A 16,643-nucleotide genomic window follows, 5' to 3' on the forward strand; every position below is an offset into this window, starting at 1 on the left:
GCCGCCGCGGCCCCTCATAATTACCGCGCGATCAAGCGAGCCGGTCGAAGGTGTCGGTCGTGACTCCCTCCGCGCGCAGCAGGTGTTTCTGCACCTTTTGCGTCGGCGTTTTCGGCAGATCGGCCATCGTGCGGATATAGCGCGGCAGCATGAAGCCGGCCATGCGCGGCTCCAGAAACTCGATGAGCTTTCGCGGATCGACCTTTTCGCCCGGCGCGGGCGCCACCACAACCATCACGTCTTCCTCGCCAAAGGGGCTTGGAACGCCGATCGCGGCGGCCTCGCGGATCGACGCGTGCGAGCAGACATCGCTCTCGACCTCGAAGGAAGAGATATTCTCGCCGCGACGCCGGATCGCATCCTTGATCCGGTCGACGAAGAAATAATTGCCCGCCTCGTCCCGCCGGAACACGTCACCGGTGTGGAACCAGCCATTGCGCCACGCCGCCGCGGTCGCTTCGGGATTGTTGAGATAGCCGGTCGTCATCGACCAGGGACGGTCGCAGCGCAGGATAAGTTCGCCGATCTCGCCATCGACCACATCGATGTCATGGGCATCGACGAGCCGCGCCTCGACCCCGGCGCGAACCGTGCCGCAGCTTGATACCGGAAAATTGCCGCCCGGCTCGGCCACCAGCGGGGTCGATATCTCGGTCATGTTGAAGCAGGTCCGCACTTCGCACCCAAAGCGGCTTTCGAAGATAGCGGCGTCCTCGGTATAGGGCACCATCATGACCGATCGCAGCGGATGATCGCGATCGTCGTCGCGCGGCGGCTCCTTGGCGAGGAAAGCGGCCATTACGCCGAGGAGGACAAGGCAGGTGGTCCCGGTCTCGCGTACAACGCGCCAGAAATTCGAGGTCGAAAACTGCGTGATCAGCGCAAAGGACGCCCCTCCATAAAGCGCGAGCAGAACGCCCCCGGTGCCGGAGATATGGAACAGCGGCAGCGCGACGAGATAGCGATCCTCGGGCCCGACATAGCCGAACGCCGCGTTGACCGATGTATAGCTGTGACAATAGGTGACAAGGACGCCCTTCGAAGGGCCGGTCGTTCCCGACGTATAGATCACCATCTGCACGTCCCACGGCATCACCTGTGCCGGCGCCGCGACCTGCGGCCCGTCAAGGCTCCGCCACTCGTGAAAGCGTATGCCGTCCATTGGCTCGGGCGTATCTCCGAGCACGACAATGTCGGCCAGGCGGGCTCGGTCGATCGGGCGCAACCGTTCGACAAGATCCGATTGCGCGATCATCAACCGCGCATTCGCATTCGCGACTACGTGTTCGAGGATATTGCCGCGATACGCCAGGTTGATCGGAACATAGATTGCACCCAGCCAGTTGATCGCCAGCCAGACCGCAACCGTTTCCCGCCCGTTGGGCATCCAGACATTAACGTAATCGCCCTGCTCGACGCCAAGCGAGCGAAGCCCGCCCGCCAATTTCCGGACGATGGCCAACGTCTCGGCATAAGTCCAGTTGCTGCCGTCATCGAAGATTGCGAATGGCTTGTCGGGCGTTTCCCGCGCGTGGCGTTCCAGCAGCGGTCCCGTCACGCAGGCCTCCGCCGATGGCACCGCGCTTCCACTCCAGATATCGCTCATTTCGTCTCCTTGGCGGCGTAGCCGGTCAATATCCCTGCGGGCCGTGAACCAGGCGGTAGGTATGGCGCAGTTTTTCCTGATCCGTCTGCCCGCTCGTTTCGGTGGTCGAATGGAAGAAAAGGTCGCGGCCGAGGAGGCCGCGAAGTTCGGAGGCATTCTGTTCCAGCCATGCATCGTCGAGATGGCTGTAATCGTCGATCGGCTGCATCCCCAGCCGCGTGAAGGTCGTATGCAGCACCACCCGTTCGCCGGGCGTTTTACGCGCGTAATTGCCGTGCCACACCGACCCGTCCCACAGGCAGATCGATCCTTTCGGCGCGACAATGGCCTGGGCGCCTTCCAGCGACTTGCGGACGTCGCGCGGCGGATGGCGCTTTTGCTTGTGCGTCCCCGGAATGATCATCGTCGCACCATGTTCTTCGGTAAACTCGTCGGTGACCCAGCAGGCGGTGCACATGATTTCCCACGACGGAAACGGCTCCGGGAACCAGCTATTGTCCGCGTGCAGCCCCAGATTTCCGCCGCCCGGCCCCCGGATCGTTCCCAGAAGCTGGCTCAACAGCATCCCGCGCCCGAGAAGGAATTCCGCCAGCGCCAGTAGTCGCGGAACCGTGACCGCCTTCGCAAAGACCGGGTCGCGGCCGAGCAAAAGTCCTGCGCGCCGCCCCTTGTTTTCGGCATCCGACGTCTGCGAAAGCCGCAGGATTGCCTCGCGCAGTTCGTCGGTGATCGCGTGAGCGGCGGGATCCTGGATGATCGTGTAGCCATCCTCCACCAGATCGCGCGCATTGTCCCACAAGTCGAGTTCGTCGAACCGCGCGCTCAATTCCGGCGAGATACTGTCCACGCCGGGACGGATCTGTTGCGTTGCCATATTTGCGCCTTCCTAGTGCTAGCGTCCTAGAATTTCTTCCAGACCTGGAGTCCGAACATGCGCGGCGGGGCATAGTTTGCCGCGGCGAAGCCGAGCGTGTGAAGCTGCGCGACCTTGCCCGTGGCATAGAGCTTGTCGGTGAGGTTGTTCACGAAGACCGCGCTGTTCCAACCCGATCCGCCCACGTCGCGAAGTTCCGCCCGCAGATTGACCGTACCGTATGAGGCTTGCGAGATGGCATCGAGCCCGCCCGGATAGAGCTGAAGGTCACGCGCCGCCGCCGCTACATAATATACGCGGCTCTGCGCGAAGATCGACGCCGACAGCCCGAGTTCGCCGACGTCAGCACCGAGCGGCGCGGTGTACTGGAACGTCACATTGCCCGAATGTTTCGGCATATAGGGCAACGGGTTGTTGCTAAGATCGAGGAAACAGACGCCATCCGGCGATTCGGGGACGCAAACCGCGTCGCCGGGGCGTGCCGTGTTATACGGATCGACGCCCGTCCACGTCTTGTATTTCGCATGGTTATAGGAATAGCCGAAATTCACGCTGAAGCTCGGGTCGAACACCACTGTGCCTGCCACTTCGACGCCGCGCAGCTGGATTGCGGCGATATTGGCGAGGTAGCGATAGGATACGCCATCGACGAGGCCGAGCAATGTCTGGGCGATATTCTTGTAATCGGTGTTGTAAGCGGCGGTATTCAGCCGCACCGCCACATCGCCAAGATAGAATTGGGTCTTGAGGCCGATCTCCTGCGTGTTCACCGTCGCAGCATCATAGACGGGCTTATAGCCCGGAAGATTAGCGCCGGGAGGCGGGCTGATCGCATTCACGCCGCCCGGAACATAGGCCCGCGTTGCCGAGGCATAGGCCATGATGTCGGGCGTGAACTGCTGCTGGATGGACAGCGTATAGTTATAGCCCTTGCTCTTCGTGGCCGAATTCGTCTCGGTCGTCCCCGGCTCGAAACTGCCCGTGACCGCATTGCGGACCGGTGCGACCGTCGTCAGCGCGGAATCGGACCAGCTGTAGCGATACCCGCCGGTGATGCTGAGGCCTTCGATACCGGCATGCGAAAGGTCGAGCGTAGCCTGTCCGAAAACCGCCTTTTCTTTCGCCACCGACCGCTTGATGAAGCCTACCGCATTCAAATAGCCATTCGGATTGCCGTAGAGCTTGTAGACGTTCGTGGTGCCTTCCATGTTCTCGGGCGCCCGCTGGTGCTGGTAAAAGCCCCCCACATTGGCCTTCAGCAGACCGTCCCACAGCTCGGCCTGGAGTTGAAGCTCGTTGGTGTAGGTGTGAAGCGCGGGGCCCAGCTTGGCCCTCAGCATCGTCCCCACCTGGTTGTTTGAACCGAAATTGCTGTAGTTCGCGGAAGCGAAAGCCCCTTCCTGCAGGATACCCCCGACGCCGTCATAGGAACCGGCGCTGTTCGAGGTGAAGGAGTCGAACGAGAAGATGTTCTTGATGTTGATGCGTGTCGAACCGGTATCGATCGCCTCGATCAGCGTGTTGTTGACGACGCTGGCATGCTTCATCTGGGTCAACTGCGCCTGCCCGTCATAGGTGGGGGCGGTGATGCGTGCCGCCTTTTTCCCGCCCTGCTCCAAACGCGCTGTCTCCGCCTCGAGTATGGCGAGAAACGCAGGAGTCAGATTGGCATGGGTCGGCTTGTACCCTGCCAGCACCGAACCGGTCGCCGACTGGTCGATGTTTTCGTAGGAAGCGAAAAGCGTGTTCTCCAGCGCCCCGGACTTGAACGCCACGCCAAGGCGGTACTGCTGGTTGTTGACGTCATCGAGACGCTTGCTCGTCCCGAACTGCTTGGTGTAGCCGCCGACGCGATTGGCGTTTGCGGCCAGGCGGATCGCGAGACGATCGTCGATCACAGGAATGTTCACCACGCCCGTGAACTGAACCCGGCCATAGGTGCCCACGGTCATGTCGACCAACCCGCCCCACTTGTTGAATTCAGGCTTTTGCGGGGTGATCAGGACGGCACCGGCCGCACTCGATCGCCCGAACAACGTGCCCTGCGGGCCGTTCAGCACCTGAACCGATGCGATATCGAGAAAGGGCGCGCTGGCAATGCCGCCACAACATGGAGCCTCGGCAAAATAGGTGGTGACGCCGGCCGACAGGCCGCGCACCGAGAAGCGGGCGTTCATGTCGTTGAAATAGGAAACGACGCTGAGCGAAGGCGCAAGCTTCGGCAGATCCTTGACCGCGATCACGCTTTCCGTGCGCAACATGTCTCCGCTTACCGCGGTGACCGAGGTTGGGACGCGCTGCAGATTCTCTTCCACGCGCCGCGCGGTGACGATGATGTCGGTGAAGCCCGGATGGCTCGCCCCCTCATCGGCGGGTTCAGGCGGAGCGGCTTCCTGGGCCGCAGCATGGGCGACGTGAAACAGCGTCAGCGGCAGCACCGCGGACGACAACAAGAGCCTCTTCAACATGCCCTATCCTCTTCCTGTCCCAGCGCCCACGATCGCGGGTCGCCACTGATTATGTTTTTTCGCGCCCCAAGGAACCCAGCGGCCTTGGATGTCCGCAAATTGCCTTGGTAACGCGATACCAATGGTTATCGTCGAACCGGAGCCAGTGTCAACAGACTTTCGGTAGCGCGCGCCGTAAAGAAACAAGATATTGTTATACTGTGTTATTTTTTCCCGATCCCACCCTCCCAGCGCGATTCTCGTCGCCCCAACCGGCGCATCGCACCCACCAACGCATATGGCTCTTGCCTCTCATTGGTAACGAGTTATCATTTATCGCGACCCACCCCTCTGGTCTTCGGACGCGGGTTTGGAGTCGATCGACGGAGAGGCCACTCGATGGAATTGCACACTCGCGCCGAAGCTCGGCCGCTTGACGGAATTGCGGTCCTCGAAATGTCGGACGACGTCGCCGCGCGTTACTGCGGCCGGATCCTGTCCGTCCTGGGCGCCCGTGTGTGGCGCGTCCGCAATTCGTTCCCCCGCGATACCGATGCCGTCGACCTCTGGCTCGACCAGGACAAGTCGTTCATCGACACCTTCGACGAAGGGCTCGGCCGGCTGGCGGAGACCCCGCCTTCACATCGCGCGGTTCTTGTTGGCCAGTCGCCGGCGGCTGTCGAAGCGGTCGACACGTTCCTCGCCGAACAGGGTTTCGACGCGCTCCGCCTCGGCATCACCTGGTTCGGTCACGACGGGCCCTATCGCGACTGGCAGGGCGACGATGCCCTGATTCAGGCACTGATCGGCATCGCCGCATCCTTCGGCGCCGCCGACGGACCGCCGATGCTTCCGCAGGGCTTTGCACCCCAAATCACCGCCGGCGCGACGCTCGTCGTGGGGTCGCTCGCCGCGCTCTGGTCGCGCAAGCGAGGTCGCGCGGCAAAGCGCGTCGACGTCAATATTTTCGAAGCGGCCATGTGCTTCACCGAACCCTCGCCGCCCCTCGCCGAAGCAGGGTCCGCTTCGCCTGGCCGCACCGGGATCAATCGCTTTGCGACGAACCATCCGACCACCGTCTACCCGACGCGCGACGGCTGGATCGGGGTCACCGCGCTCACGCCCGCTCAATGGGCGGCGCTGGCCGATATGGTCGGCCATCCCGACTGGGCGACCGATCCCCGCTTCGCGACGTCGCTCGCGCGCGTCGAAAACGCCGAAGCCCTCGACGCCGCATTCGCTGCAGTCCTGTCCGGCGAAACCACCGATCACTGGTTGATGGAGGGCCAGCGCCGCCGCGTCCCGCTCGCTCCCGTGCCGAACCATCGCGAGCTTCTGGCAACGCCGCACTGGCGCGAGCGCGAAAGCTTCGCTCCGCTGCCGGGTGCCGAAGGCGTCATCGCACCGCTGTTACCGTTCCGCATTCACCACGACGGGAAGGCTTTCGCCGAACAGCCCCCCGAAAGCCCGCCCGCCGCGTCGCTCGACGGCGTGTGCGTTGCCGATTTCTCGATGGGCTGGGCGGGACCGATGTGCACGCGGCTGCTTGCCGATCTCGGTGCGGATATCATCAAGGTGGAGTCGGAGACCCATTATGACTGGTGGCGTGGCTGGGAACCGCCGGGGGCATCCGACCCGCCCAAATATGAAGTGATGCCCGCCTTTCTCATCATGAATCGCAACAAGAGAGGCGTCTGCCTCGACCTTACCGACGAACGCGGACGTACACTTGCTGAGACGCTGGTGCGCCGATCGGACATCGTGATCGAAAATTATGCACCCGGAGTGATGAAAAAGCTCGGTCTTGACCCCGACCATCTGCTCGGGCTCCGTCCGGGTCTTGTCATGGTATCGATGGGCGCCTTCGGTGCTTCCGGCCCCTGGAGCTTCTTTCGCGCCTACGGCTCCACCGTCGAGCACGCCTCCGGCATGCCCCATGTCAACGGCGAAGCCACCTGGCCGCCTGTCCTGCAGCATACCGCGCTCGGAGATCCCGTCGCCGGCATCTATGGTGCCATCGCCGCGCTTGCCGGCCTTCACGGAAGGGCAGCGCTTGGCGGTACATGGTGCGACCTCGGACAGGTCGAATGCTTGTTCCAGCTCGGCGCCGACGCCATCATTCGCGCACAGACCGAAGGCCCCCCGCAGCGGCTCGGCAGTCGTTCGACGCACCATGCGCCGCGCTGCGTCGCCGCCGCGAGCGACGGCTATGTGGCGACCGTCGTTCGGGACAGCACGCAATGGGCCGCTCTCACCCGCTGGCTGGGCAAACCGGAATGGGCCACGGAGTGGACAAGCATCGCGGATCGCAATCTCCACGGCGACGCGATCGAGTCCGCGCTCCATGCATCGGTGGCATCGATGACGGCGGCCGAGGCAGCCGAGGCGCTCCAGGCTTCGGGCGTTCCGGCCGCGCCGGTCAACAGAGCCGAAAATCTTCCCGTTGAAAGGCATCTCAGCCAAACGGGAGCCTGGACCCGGATCGAGCGCCGCTACGTCGGCAGCCACTGGAGTACTGCGCCGGTCATCCGCATCGATGGCCCCCGCCTGTCCATATCACGCCCGGCACCGACCTTGGGAGAGCATGGCGACGAAATCATGGCAATGCTCGCGGGTACGCCGGTGTAATCGCTAACCTAACCAGCGGATGAGCGCAGTCGGCTCTTGACTGAAACGGGCATCGCGACAAAAGGCGCCAAACAACCGGCCTGTCGCGGCCCGAGGGCCGGAGTCGCACAATGATCGATCTATCGACGATATTCGTCGCCGCGGGCGCCGGGATGCTTGGCGGCGCGATGAACGCGCTCGCCGGCGGCGGAACGTTCGCCACGCTGCCCGCGCTGATCGCGCTTGGATTGCCGGCGAATATCGCCAATGCCACATCGAATGTCGCCCTGCTCCCCGGTGCCGGAACGAGCGCCTGGGCGTATCGGAAAGAACTCGGGCCGGTCGCCGGCATATCGGTTCGCCCGCTCGCGGCGCTGACCTTCGTCTTCGGGTTGGTCGGAAGCCTGCTTCTCGTCCTGACGCCGACCAAGACGTTCGACATTCTCATCCCCTGGCTGCTGCTTTTTGCTTTCGCTGTGATGGCGTTCGGCAAGCGCGCCGCCGACTGGCTGCACGCGCGGGTTACCATCGGCCGGCCGACGCTGCTGGCAGCGCAGGTGCTGCTCGGCATTTACGGGGGCTATTTTGGCGGTGGTGTCGGCCTGATCACCACCGCGCTTTACGGCCTGCTCGCGAATATCCGCCCGCGCGAACTGTTCGCGATCCGCACCACGATGCTGGCGGTCGCCAACCTCGCCGCGGCGTTTATATTCATCGGCTTTGCGATGGTGTGGTGGTGGGCGTGCGTGCCGATGCTGCTGGGCTCGATCGCCGGCGGCTGGTTCGGTGCGCTGATCGGCAAGCGGCTTTCACATCGCGCCGTGCGCGTGTGGACGCTGCTGCTCACCGGCTTCACGACGATCATTTTCTTCGTGCGAGCCTACGGCGCGTAAAGATGGCCCAGACACGATGATGCATGGGAAAGTCCAGCCAGTGAGGCACTCAAGTCACCGATGTCTTGATCACGCTACAAGAAATATTGGCTCAACCATTCAGCTATCAGGGCGGGTTTTGCCTCTCCCTCGATTTCAACCGAAAATTCGAGAGTCTGTTGCCACTGACCCGGCCGTTTTTCTTCGAGCTCGAGCAGCTTGAAATGGCCGCGCACGCGTTTACCTGAACGGACGGGCGTCAAGAAACGAAGCTTGTTACAACCATAGTTGACGCCCATCTTCACACCTTCGGGGCGCGGACAATCCGATTTTTCGATCATGTCGGGATAGAGCGAAAGGGTCAGAAAGCCGTGGGCGATGGTGCCGCCGAACGGAGTCGATTTCGATCTTTCAGGATCGACATGGATGAATTGGTGATCGCCGGTCGCATCGGCGAACTTGTCGATCATGGCCTGATCGATCCGAATCCATTCGGAGGTACCAATCCGACCGCCAATCAGTTCCTTCATCTTTTCGGATGGAAGTGATGCCATTTCTCATTCCTTCAATTGCTGTTCCCATATAGTCATGCTGACCCTACGCCGCCGTGCGTATGATGCGGTTGGCGGCGGAGGTCATGATTTTGCTGGCTTGCGACACGATTGTATCGACGAGGCTGTTACAGTCGGGGATATCCTGAATTAGTCCCTGGCTCTGCCCAACCGCCCAAGCGCCGCCATCGACATTCCCCCCGGCAATGACCTCCGCGCGGGCGCGGGCGCCGGAGACAAGGTCTCGAACGGCATCGATGCCCAGGTCACAGTTCCGCTGAATCTCGACGACCTTCTGCGAGACCGCATTGCGCGCGACACGTGACGTGTTGTGCAAGGTCCGGTTGATCAACATCGTATCCCTCTCAGTGCTGGACACGATATGCCGCTTGATGTTCTCGTGGATTCCCGATTCTTTCGTCGCCATGAAGCGGGTCCCCATATTCACCCCTTCGGCCCCCAGCGCGAGGGCAGCCGCCAGGCTGCGGCCATCCGCCATTCCCCCCGACGCGATCACCGGCACGCGCACAGCGTCGACCGTCGCCGGAAGGAGGACGATCAGGCCAACGTCATCCTCGCCGGGGTGTCCGGCACATTCGAAACCGTCAATCGAGACAACGTCCACTCCCAGCTTTTCCGCTGTGACCGCGTGACGAACGCTCGTGCATTTGTGGATGACCTTGACGCCATTGGCCTTGAGGAAGGGGAGGTAATCTGCCGGACTACGGCCTGCGGTCTCGACAATCCTCACATCGCAATCCACGATAGCGCGGCAATATTCGTCGTAAGGGATTGGATCGAACGACGGCAACAGCGTCAGGTTTACGCCGAACGGCCGGTCAGTAATCGCCCGGCATCGTCCGATTTCGTCGGCGAGATCATCGGCCGTTCGCGAATGATGCGCGGTAATGAAACCAAGCCCGCCTGCGTTCGCCACGGCCGCCACCAGCGGGGCGTATCCCACGCCCGTCATGCCGCCCATGACAATCGGGGCTTCGATTCCGAACATATCGGTAATGGCGGTCCTAATCATTTCGATACTCCTCCCGTTTTTTTGCGCCACGCCCCCTCTCCACCCGCATCACGAGGTTGCGGGTGAAGTCGACGCCTCTGAACCACCTAGCTTTGAACGACCGTCTTTTGAGCGAAAGCCCAAGCGCTTTCGGCAATCAGCGGAACACGTGATCCCGTCACGTCGGCCGTTGCGCCGGATGCGTTCCCATCGAGGAACCGCCGCCTGATGCCCTGGGTAATTCCGAGTTGGCGAAAACGGCAGAAGGCGAAGTACCAGTTGAGGTCGGCCATATCGCGCTGCGCGCCGACCATTTGTCCGTATCGGGCCACCATCTGTTCGAGGGTCGGAATACCCGTTCCGGGACCACTGATGCCAGCTAGGCCCGCATGACCGTCAACTGGTGTGACCCAGTTGATCAGGAAATAGCTCAGATCGGCCAGCGGGTCGCCGATCGTTGACAACTCCCAATCGAGAACGGCCTCAATACGTCTGCCGTCATGCGAAAACATAAGGTTGTCGATGCGATAGTCGCCATGCACGATTGTGGTTCGTTGCTGCCTCGGCATCGTGCGTGGCAGCCAGTCGATCAGCTTTTCCACATCCGGCAAATCCTCAGTCTGTGAAAGGCGATACTGCCTTGTCCAGAGCTGAACCTGTCGCTCCAGATAATTCCCGGCCTTGCCGAAACCAGCCAGCCCCGAACGTTCGTAGTCGATGTCATGAAGTTCGGCGAGGCGATCGACGATCTCGAAATAAATCGCCGTGCGCTGTTCGATGTCGCAGCCGGGTAACGCCCCATCCCAGAAGGTCGCTCCGTCGACCATCTCCATCACATAGAAGACCGAGCCCACAACCGACTCATCTTCGCAAAGCGCAAAGGGTTTGGCGACGGGATAGCCCGTGGGATGCAACGCGGCCAAAAGCGTATATTCCCGTTCGATGGCATGCGCCGACGGCAGCAATTTCCCAAAAGGCTTTCGGCGAAGGACGTAGCATCCACTCCGGGCAGCGATCCTGTATGTCGGATTGGACTGCCCAATCGCAAATTTCGTATAGGTCAGGGGTCCCACAAAACCGGGGATATTGTCAGCGAGCCAGGCCTCAAGTCTCGTGATCTCCAGGTCCTGAATATCCTGGACAGCCGCCGTCCCTTCATTCCCCGACATCAGGGCGCAACGACGAGTTTGCCGATGGCGCTGCGGTCGCCGAGCTTGGCGATGGCCTGACCGCCGTCGACGAGAGCATAGGTGCCGGTGACGCGCGGCTTGATCTTGCCCTGCTCCCAAAGCTGGAACAGCCGTGCGATGTTGGCGCGGTTGCGGTCGGGCTCGCGTGCGACGAAGGCGCCCCAGAAGACGCCCGCGATGTCGCAGCTCTTGAGCAGGGTCAGGTTGAGCGGCAGCCGCGGAATGCCCGCGGGGAAGCCGACGACGAGATAGCGTCCCTCCCACGCGATCGAGCGCAGCGCGGGTTCGGCATAATCGCCGCCCACCGCATCATAGATGACGTTGGCGCCGTTCGGGCCGACCGCTTCCTTGAACCGGTTCGCAAGCTCCTTCGACTGATCCTTGTCGAACGGCTGGCGGCCATAGACGACGACCTCGTCGGCGCCCGCCTCGCGCGCGATCGCCGCCTTCTCCTCGCTCGACACCCCGGCGACGACGCGCGCGCCGAACGCCTTGCCGAGCTCGACCGCGGCGATCCCGACCCCGCCCGACGCGCCGAGCACGAGCAACGTGTCGCCCTCGGCGATATGCCCGCGATCGACGAGCGCGTGGATGCTGGTGCCATAGGTCATCAGCAGCGAGGCGCCCTCGGCGAAATCATGCCCCTCGGGCAGGTGATAGACATTGTGGACGCCGACCGCGACCGCCTCGGCCATGCCGCCGTTGCCGCAGCCCGCGATCACCCGGTCGCCGACCTTGAACCCGGTCACGCCCTCGCCGATCTCGGCGACCAGGCCCGCGACCTCGCCGCCCGGCGCGAACGGGCGCTCGGGGCGGAACTGATATTTATCCTCGATGATCAGCACGTCGGGGAAGTTGACCGCGCAGGCCTTCACGTCGATCACGATCTGGCCCTTGCCCGCGCTTGGGCGCGGCAGCTCGCCTAGGGTCAGCGTTTCCGGGCCGCCGGTGGCGGTCGACAAGAGAGCCTTCATCTTCCTTCTCCTTCTTATGCTGTGCTCGTGCCGCCGTGGGCCCGACAAGATGCGTTTCCGCTTCAATCCTGATGTCGCGCCAATTCGGCCCGGCCGATGACCATGTAATGCACCTCGTCGGGGCCGTCGGCGAAGCGCAGATGGCGCACGTCGGTGTAGAGCCCTGCAAGCGGGGTCCATTGCGAGATGCCGGTCGCACCATGGATCTGGATCGCCTGATCGATGATCTGGCAGACGCGCTCGGGAATCATCGCCTTCGCCATGCTCACCCAGACGCGCGCCTCACGGTTGCCGAGCAGATCCATTGCCTTCGCGGCCTTGAGCACGATCAGGCGAAGCGCCTCGACGTCGCAGCGCGCCCGTGCGATGACTTCCAGATTCTTGCCGAGTTGGGACAGCGGACGTCCGAACGCGCTGCGCGAATTACCCCGCTTCACCATCAGGTCGAGCGCAACCTCGGCCTTGCCGATCGTGCGCATACAGTGGTGGATGCGGCCCGGGCCGAGGCGCATCTGCGAAATATCCATCCCGCGTCCTTCACCGAGCAGGATGTTGTCCTTCGGAACCCGGACATTGTCGAAGCGCATGTGCATATGGCCGAACGGCGCATGATCTTCTCCAAAGACATGCATCGGACCAAGGATTTGCACACCCGGCGTATCCATCGGGACGAGAATCTGCGAATGACGCCGCTTCCCGCTTGCCTCCGGATTGGTGCGCACCATCACGATCAACAGCTTGCAGCGCGGATCGCCTGCACTGCTGATGAAATATTTCTCGCCGTTGATGACCCAGTCGTCACCATCGAGCACGGCGCTGGTTTCGATATTTTCGGCATCCGACGAAGCGACGTGGGGTTCGGTCATCGCATAGGCCGAGCGAATTTCCCCGTTCAGGAGCGGCTTCAGCCAGCGTTCCTTCTGTTCGGGCGTGCCGACCATTTCGAGAACCTCCATATTGCCGGTGTCGGGTGCGGAGCAATTGAGCGATTCCGATGCGAGCAACGACTTGCCGAGTTCGGCGGCAATATAGGCGTAGTCCAGATTGCTGAGCGGCGTGCCCGTGTCGCCGTGCGGCAGAAAGAAATTCCACAGGCCCGCCGCCTTTGCTTTCGCCTTCGCCCCGTCGAGTAGTTCGAGTTGCCCCGGTGCCCAGCTCCAGCGATCGGCACGCCCTTCGCCCAGCCGGAAAAATTCTTCGGTGATCGGGTCAACATTTTCGGCGATATGGCGTTTCACCGCTTCGAAGAGCGGCTGCGCCTCCTTCGACATCCGCAAGTCGTTGAGTTCGGCTTCAAGCTCGATTTCAGTCATGATTTACTCCATGAAATGCGTACCGGCGCTCCTGCGAGGACGGTAATGGACGGTATGATCCCGTTCGCTATCGCGATGGCGACTGTGCGGGAATCGCGCTGAAGGGGAGGTTCTTGTCGGCGCGCATGTCCGGCGGCATTCCCAGCACATGTTCGGCAAGAATATTGCGCAGGATCTGATCGGACCCTCCCTCGATCCGAGTGGCGGGCGCACGGAGCAACATGCCCTGAAACCGGCCACCGAACGCGCATTCGTCTGTTCCGGTCAATATCCCCGCTTCGCCCTGAAGCTCGATCGCGAACCCTGCAATGTCCTGCATCATCTTGCCCGCGACCAACTTGATGATCGAGTTTTCGGGGCCAGGCAGCTCCCCCTTCGCAAAGCGCGAGAGAGAGCCGAGCATGAAATTCTCCAGCCCCGCCGCCTGACATTCGAACCTCGCCAGCCGGGATATGACATGTCTATCCGCGACCGCCGATCCAGTTTCGAGTTCCAGTGCTCCACAGTAGTCGAGAAGATCGTCGAAGCCCGTCGGCATTTCGAGTCCGATCGCCAACCGCTCGTGCGAGAGCGTCGTCAGCGCGACGTTCCATCCATCGCCGATGCCGCCGAGCCGCTGTGTGTCGGGAATGCGCAGATCGTGAAAGAAGACCTCGGCAAAACCGCTGTGATCGTTCATCTGGCGGATTGGCCGCACCTCCACACCCGGCGCGCGCATGTCTATGAAAAAGGCAGTCAATCCCTTGTGCTTGGCGACATCGAAATCAGACCGGGCAATGAGCAAGCCCCAGTCGGCATATTGACCACCGCTCGTCCATATCTTCTGGCCGTTTATCACCCACCCGTCACCATCGCGGTCGGCGCGGGTGCGGAGTCCCGCAAGGTCGGAACCTGCCGCCGGTTCGGAAAACAGCTGGCACCACACATCCTGACCCGACGATATTCTGGGCAGGAGTTCAGCCTTCTGCTCGTCGCTCGCGAAGTCCATGAGCGTCGGGGCGCACATGCCCTGTCCGTTGTGGAAGAGGTTCGACAGACGAGCGAAACACCCTTCCTCCTGATGCCAGATGATCCGCTCCATCGGCGTCGCGCCGCGTCCGCCATAAGTGGTAGGCCAGCCGAGACAGGCCCAACCGGCATCGTGTTTCCGCTGCTGCCACGCCTTCTGCGCCGCCAACGCATCGGGTCCGAGGTCGAGCGCGCCGACCGGCGAGCGTTCAATCGCCTCGCGCAAATGCCAGGGCGCATTGGCTGCAACCCATGCACGTGCAGAGGCACGAAATTCGCTCTCGGCGGCATTTTCTTCATTGACGCTGACCGCCTCGCTGCCGCCAGCCCCCGACCGGCGGCCTTCGATCAGAATTCTTTCCCAGCGCCGCGCACCGCCCAGCGACTGCCCCAGCGCCTCTGCCCGGCGATAGAAAAGATGCGGATCGCTATCCCACATGAACCCCGTCCCGCCGTGAACCTGTATCGTGTCGGCGGCGACGTGGCCGAAAGCTGCCGAGGCGCTCAGATGGGCTCTGGCCGCGGCCCATTCTGCCTCACCTGCCATATCTGCAAGTGCCCAGATCGCGCGCAACGCGTTAGCCCGCGCTATCGCAAGCGACACATGCATGTCGGCGAGCAATATCTTGACTGCCTGGAACGACCCGATCGGTCGCCCGAACGCAAAGCGTTGCCGGGCGTAATCGCAGGCTGAGACGAGCGCCTGTTCGGCGCCGCCGATCTGCTCGAAGGAGACGAACACGGCGGCGCGCGCCATGGCTTCACTTATGATCGCGGAGCCATTCCCTGCAGCGCCGATAGGCGATGTCGCAGCGCCATCGAACTCGATCCGCGCATGACCGCGCGTCGGATCGATCGTCGATAACGGTCGCCGGACGACGCCATCCTGATGCAAGTCAACGAGGAAAAGCGATTCATCGCGCTCACCTTCCCGCGCCACGACAATAGCATGGTCGGCGATCATGCCATCGGGAACGAGATGTTTTCTGCCGTATAGTTTCCCGGCGCGGACCTCGCTGGCCGTCGGCACCTTCCGGCCCTTGGGGTCCATCTCGATGGCCGCCAGCGTACCGATCGCCTGCCCACGCGCAATGTCCGGCAGCAACAGCGCCTTCTGCTCGTCATTCCCCACAGCTTTCACTATCTCGGCGAAGAGGTAGATGGTCGATAGCGACGGGATCGGAGCAAGCACGCGTCCGAGTTCTTCGGCAATGACGCAAATTTCGACGGGACCGAGTCCATATCCGCCATATTGCTCTGGAATTGCCGCGCCTATGCATCCCATTTGCGCGAGCCCGGACCATAGCGCAGCACCGAAAGCCTGCCGGCCTTCCAGTGTTTCACGCACCAGCGAAGGCGGGCAGGCATCAGCGAGAAAGCGCCGCAGGCTTTCGCGCAATAGGTCCTGTTCTTCGGAAAACTCAAAGCCGAAGAAACCGCTCATGTTTCGCGCCGCGTAAAACGCGCGAGCCGTTCATAGGCGTCGGGGCCACCGCCTTCGGTGCGAAAACTCTCGTGCGCGATTCCGGCTCCGATCGGCAGGCCGTCGGTTTCGAGCAGCAACCGCTTGTTCGCACGATGGCTGAACCACGAGTGGTCGAGAATTTCGGCGACGATTTCTCCCAGCCGATCGTCAAAGCAGTCGTCGGCGACATGCTCGTTGGCGAGGCCGATCGCGGCCGCCTCTTCGCCCGAATAGGTGCGGCAGGTGAACATCATTTCCTTTGCCTTGGTCAGGCCGACCCGGCGCGGCAGTCGCTGCGTCAGACCCCACACAGGGGTCAGCGCCCATTTAGCATGGGTATCGGCGAAGCGAGCGTTGGCCGACGCGACGATCAGGTCGCCTGCCAGCGCAAGTTCAAGACCGCCGGTATAACAATAGCCATGAACAGCCGTGATCACTGGTTGCGGCAGGTTGGCGAGACGCTCGATCGTCTCCGACTGGAAGTTGGGTGTCGGCGGCTCCTCTCCCTGCTCGATATCGGCGAGGTCGTGGCCGGCCGAAAAGCAACGGCCGGCACCGCGCAGCACGACGACCCCGATGCTGGTGTCGCCCGCGATATCATCGATGTGTCGCCGCAGTTCCTTGAACATCGCGACGGTCAGCGCGTTGAGCTTTTCGGGCCGGTTGAGCGTCAGCATGGCGCATCCCGCAGCGTCGGTCCGGATGATCTGGTCGGTCAACGATA

The 16,643-nt window shown here is 62.3% G+C and carries 12 protein-coding genes; 2 read left to right on the top strand and 10 right to left on the bottom strand.

Features of this window, described 5'->3' with window-relative positions; translation table 11 throughout:
* Positions 1-31: 31 nt before the first annotated feature.
* The 3 genes from ACVENA_RS14265 to ACVENA_RS14275 are packed head-to-tail and all read right to left on the bottom strand — an operon-like array spanning position 32 to position 4,948.
* Positions 32-1,606 carry an AMP-binding protein gene (locus ACVENA_RS14265; protein ID WP_449325894.1) on the bottom strand — a complete coding sequence of 525 codons (1,575 nt, stop codon included), beginning with the start codon at positions 1,604-1,606 and terminating at the stop codon, positions 32-34.
* Positions 1,607-1,631: 25 nt separating this feature from the next.
* On the bottom strand, positions 1,632-2,480 hold the full coding sequence (locus ACVENA_RS14270; RefSeq protein WP_449325895.1) for a phytanoyl-CoA dioxygenase family protein: 849 nt from the start codon (positions 2,478-2,480) through the stop codon (positions 1,632-1,634).
* A 26-nt stretch (positions 2,481-2,506) separates the two neighbouring features.
* Positions 2,507-4,948 (bottom strand): TonB-dependent receptor, encoded by a 2,442-nt coding sequence (locus ACVENA_RS14275; protein WP_449325896.1) that lies wholly within the window; start codon positions 4,946-4,948, stop codon positions 2,507-2,509.
* 435 nt (positions 4,949-5,383) lie between these two features.
* On the opposite strand from ACVENA_RS14275, the gene ACVENA_RS14280 reads away from it, so the two are divergent.
* A complete protein-coding gene (locus tag ACVENA_RS14280) occupies positions 5,384-7,555 on the top strand; it encodes a CoA transferase (RefSeq protein ID WP_449325897.1) in 2,172 nt (723 codons plus the stop codon).
* 110 nt (positions 7,556-7,665) lie between these two features.
* A complete protein-coding gene (locus ACVENA_RS14285; RefSeq protein ID WP_449325898.1) occupies positions 7,666-8,427 on the top strand; it encodes a sulfite exporter TauE/SafE family protein in 762 nt (253 codons plus the stop codon).
* Between the two features lie 74 nt (positions 8,428-8,501).
* Here ACVENA_RS14285 and ACVENA_RS14290 read toward each other — a convergent pair whose 3' ends face one another.
* The 7 genes from ACVENA_RS14290 to ACVENA_RS14320 all read right to left on the bottom strand — a co-directional run bounded on the left by ACVENA_RS14290 (position 8,502) and on the right by ACVENA_RS14320 (position 16,638).
* On the bottom strand, positions 8,502-8,960 hold the full coding sequence (locus ACVENA_RS14290; protein ID WP_449325899.1) for a MaoC family dehydratase: 459 nt from the start codon (positions 8,958-8,960) through the stop codon (positions 8,502-8,504).
* A gap of 43 nt (positions 8,961-9,003) precedes the next feature.
* Positions 9,004-9,990 carry an NAD(P)H-dependent flavin oxidoreductase gene (locus ACVENA_RS14295; protein ID WP_449325900.1) on the bottom strand — a complete coding sequence of 329 codons (987 nt, stop codon included), beginning with the start codon at positions 9,988-9,990 and terminating at the stop codon, positions 9,004-9,006.
* 86 nt (positions 9,991-10,076) lie between these two features.
* Positions 10,077-11,138, bottom strand: coding sequence for a phosphotransferase family protein (locus ACVENA_RS14300; RefSeq protein WP_184095170.1), 1,062 nt, complete (start codon positions 11,136-11,138; stop codon positions 10,077-10,079).
* Entirely contained in the window at positions 11,138-12,133 is a 996-nt protein-coding gene (locus ACVENA_RS14305) for an NADPH:quinone oxidoreductase family protein (RefSeq protein WP_449325901.1), read from the bottom strand. Before ACVENA_RS14305 ends, ACVENA_RS14300 begins: the two co-directional genes overlap by 1 nt.
* A gap of 62 nt (positions 12,134-12,195) precedes the next feature.
* The gene (locus ACVENA_RS14310; RefSeq protein ID WP_449325902.1) at positions 12,196-13,446 is read right to left on the bottom strand and encodes an acyl-CoA dehydrogenase family protein; all 1,251 of its coding nucleotides are present in this window, start codon (positions 13,444-13,446) and stop codon (positions 12,196-12,198) included.
* Between the two features lie 67 nt (positions 13,447-13,513).
* Complete coding sequence (locus tag ACVENA_RS14315; protein ID WP_449325903.1) at positions 13,514-15,898, bottom strand: acyl-CoA dehydrogenase; 2,385 nt, start codon at positions 15,896-15,898, stop codon at positions 13,514-13,516.
* Positions 15,895-16,638 (bottom strand): enoyl-CoA hydratase/isomerase family protein, encoded by a 744-nt coding sequence (locus ACVENA_RS14320; RefSeq protein ID WP_184095176.1) that lies wholly within the window; start codon positions 16,636-16,638, stop codon positions 15,895-15,897. Before ACVENA_RS14320 ends, ACVENA_RS14315 begins: the two co-directional genes overlap by 4 nt.
* Between the last annotated feature and the right edge of the window lie 5 nt (positions 16,639-16,643).

Source organism: Sphingopyxis sp. 550A, from assembly GCF_053569535.1.

Excerpts from the sequence above, each read along its gene's own strand:
- ACVENA_RS14265 (WP_449325894.1), bottom strand. The coding sequence starts at position 1,606 with ATGAGCGATATCTGGAGTGGAAGCGCGGTGCCATCGGCGGAGGCCTGC.
- ACVENA_RS14270 (WP_449325895.1), bottom strand. The coding sequence starts at position 2,480 with ATGGCAACGCAACAGATCCGTCCCGGCGTGGACAGTATCTCGCCGGAA.
- ACVENA_RS14275 (WP_449325896.1), bottom strand. The coding sequence starts at position 4,948 with ATGTTGAAGAGGCTCTTGTTGTCGTCCGCGGTGCTGCCGCTGACGCTG.
- ACVENA_RS14280 (WP_449325897.1), top strand. The coding sequence starts at position 5,384 with ATGTCGGACGACGTCGCCGCGCGTTACTGCGGCCGGATCCTGTCCGTC.
- ACVENA_RS14285 (WP_449325898.1), top strand. The coding sequence starts at position 7,666 with ATGATCGATCTATCGACGATATTCGTCGCCGCGGGCGCCGGGATGCTT.
- ACVENA_RS14290 (WP_449325899.1), bottom strand. The coding sequence starts at position 8,960 with ATGGCATCACTTCCATCCGAAAAGATGAAGGAACTGATTGGCGGTCGG.
- ACVENA_RS14295 (WP_449325900.1), bottom strand. The coding sequence starts at position 9,990 with ATGATTAGGACCGCCATTACCGATATGTTCGGAATCGAAGCCCCGATT.
- ACVENA_RS14300 (WP_184095170.1), bottom strand. The coding sequence starts at position 11,138 with ATGTCGGGGAATGAAGGGACGGCGGCTGTCCAGGATATTCAGGACCTG.
- ACVENA_RS14305 (WP_449325901.1), bottom strand. The coding sequence starts at position 12,133 with ATGAAGGCTCTCTTGTCGACCGCCACCGGCGGCCCGGAAACGCTGACC.
- ACVENA_RS14310 (WP_449325902.1), bottom strand. The coding sequence starts at position 13,446 with ATGACTGAAATCGAGCTTGAAGCCGAACTCAACGACTTGCGGATGTCG.
- ACVENA_RS14315 (WP_449325903.1), bottom strand. The coding sequence starts at position 15,898 with ATGAGCGGTTTCTTCGGCTTTGAGTTTTCCGAAGAACAGGACCTATTG.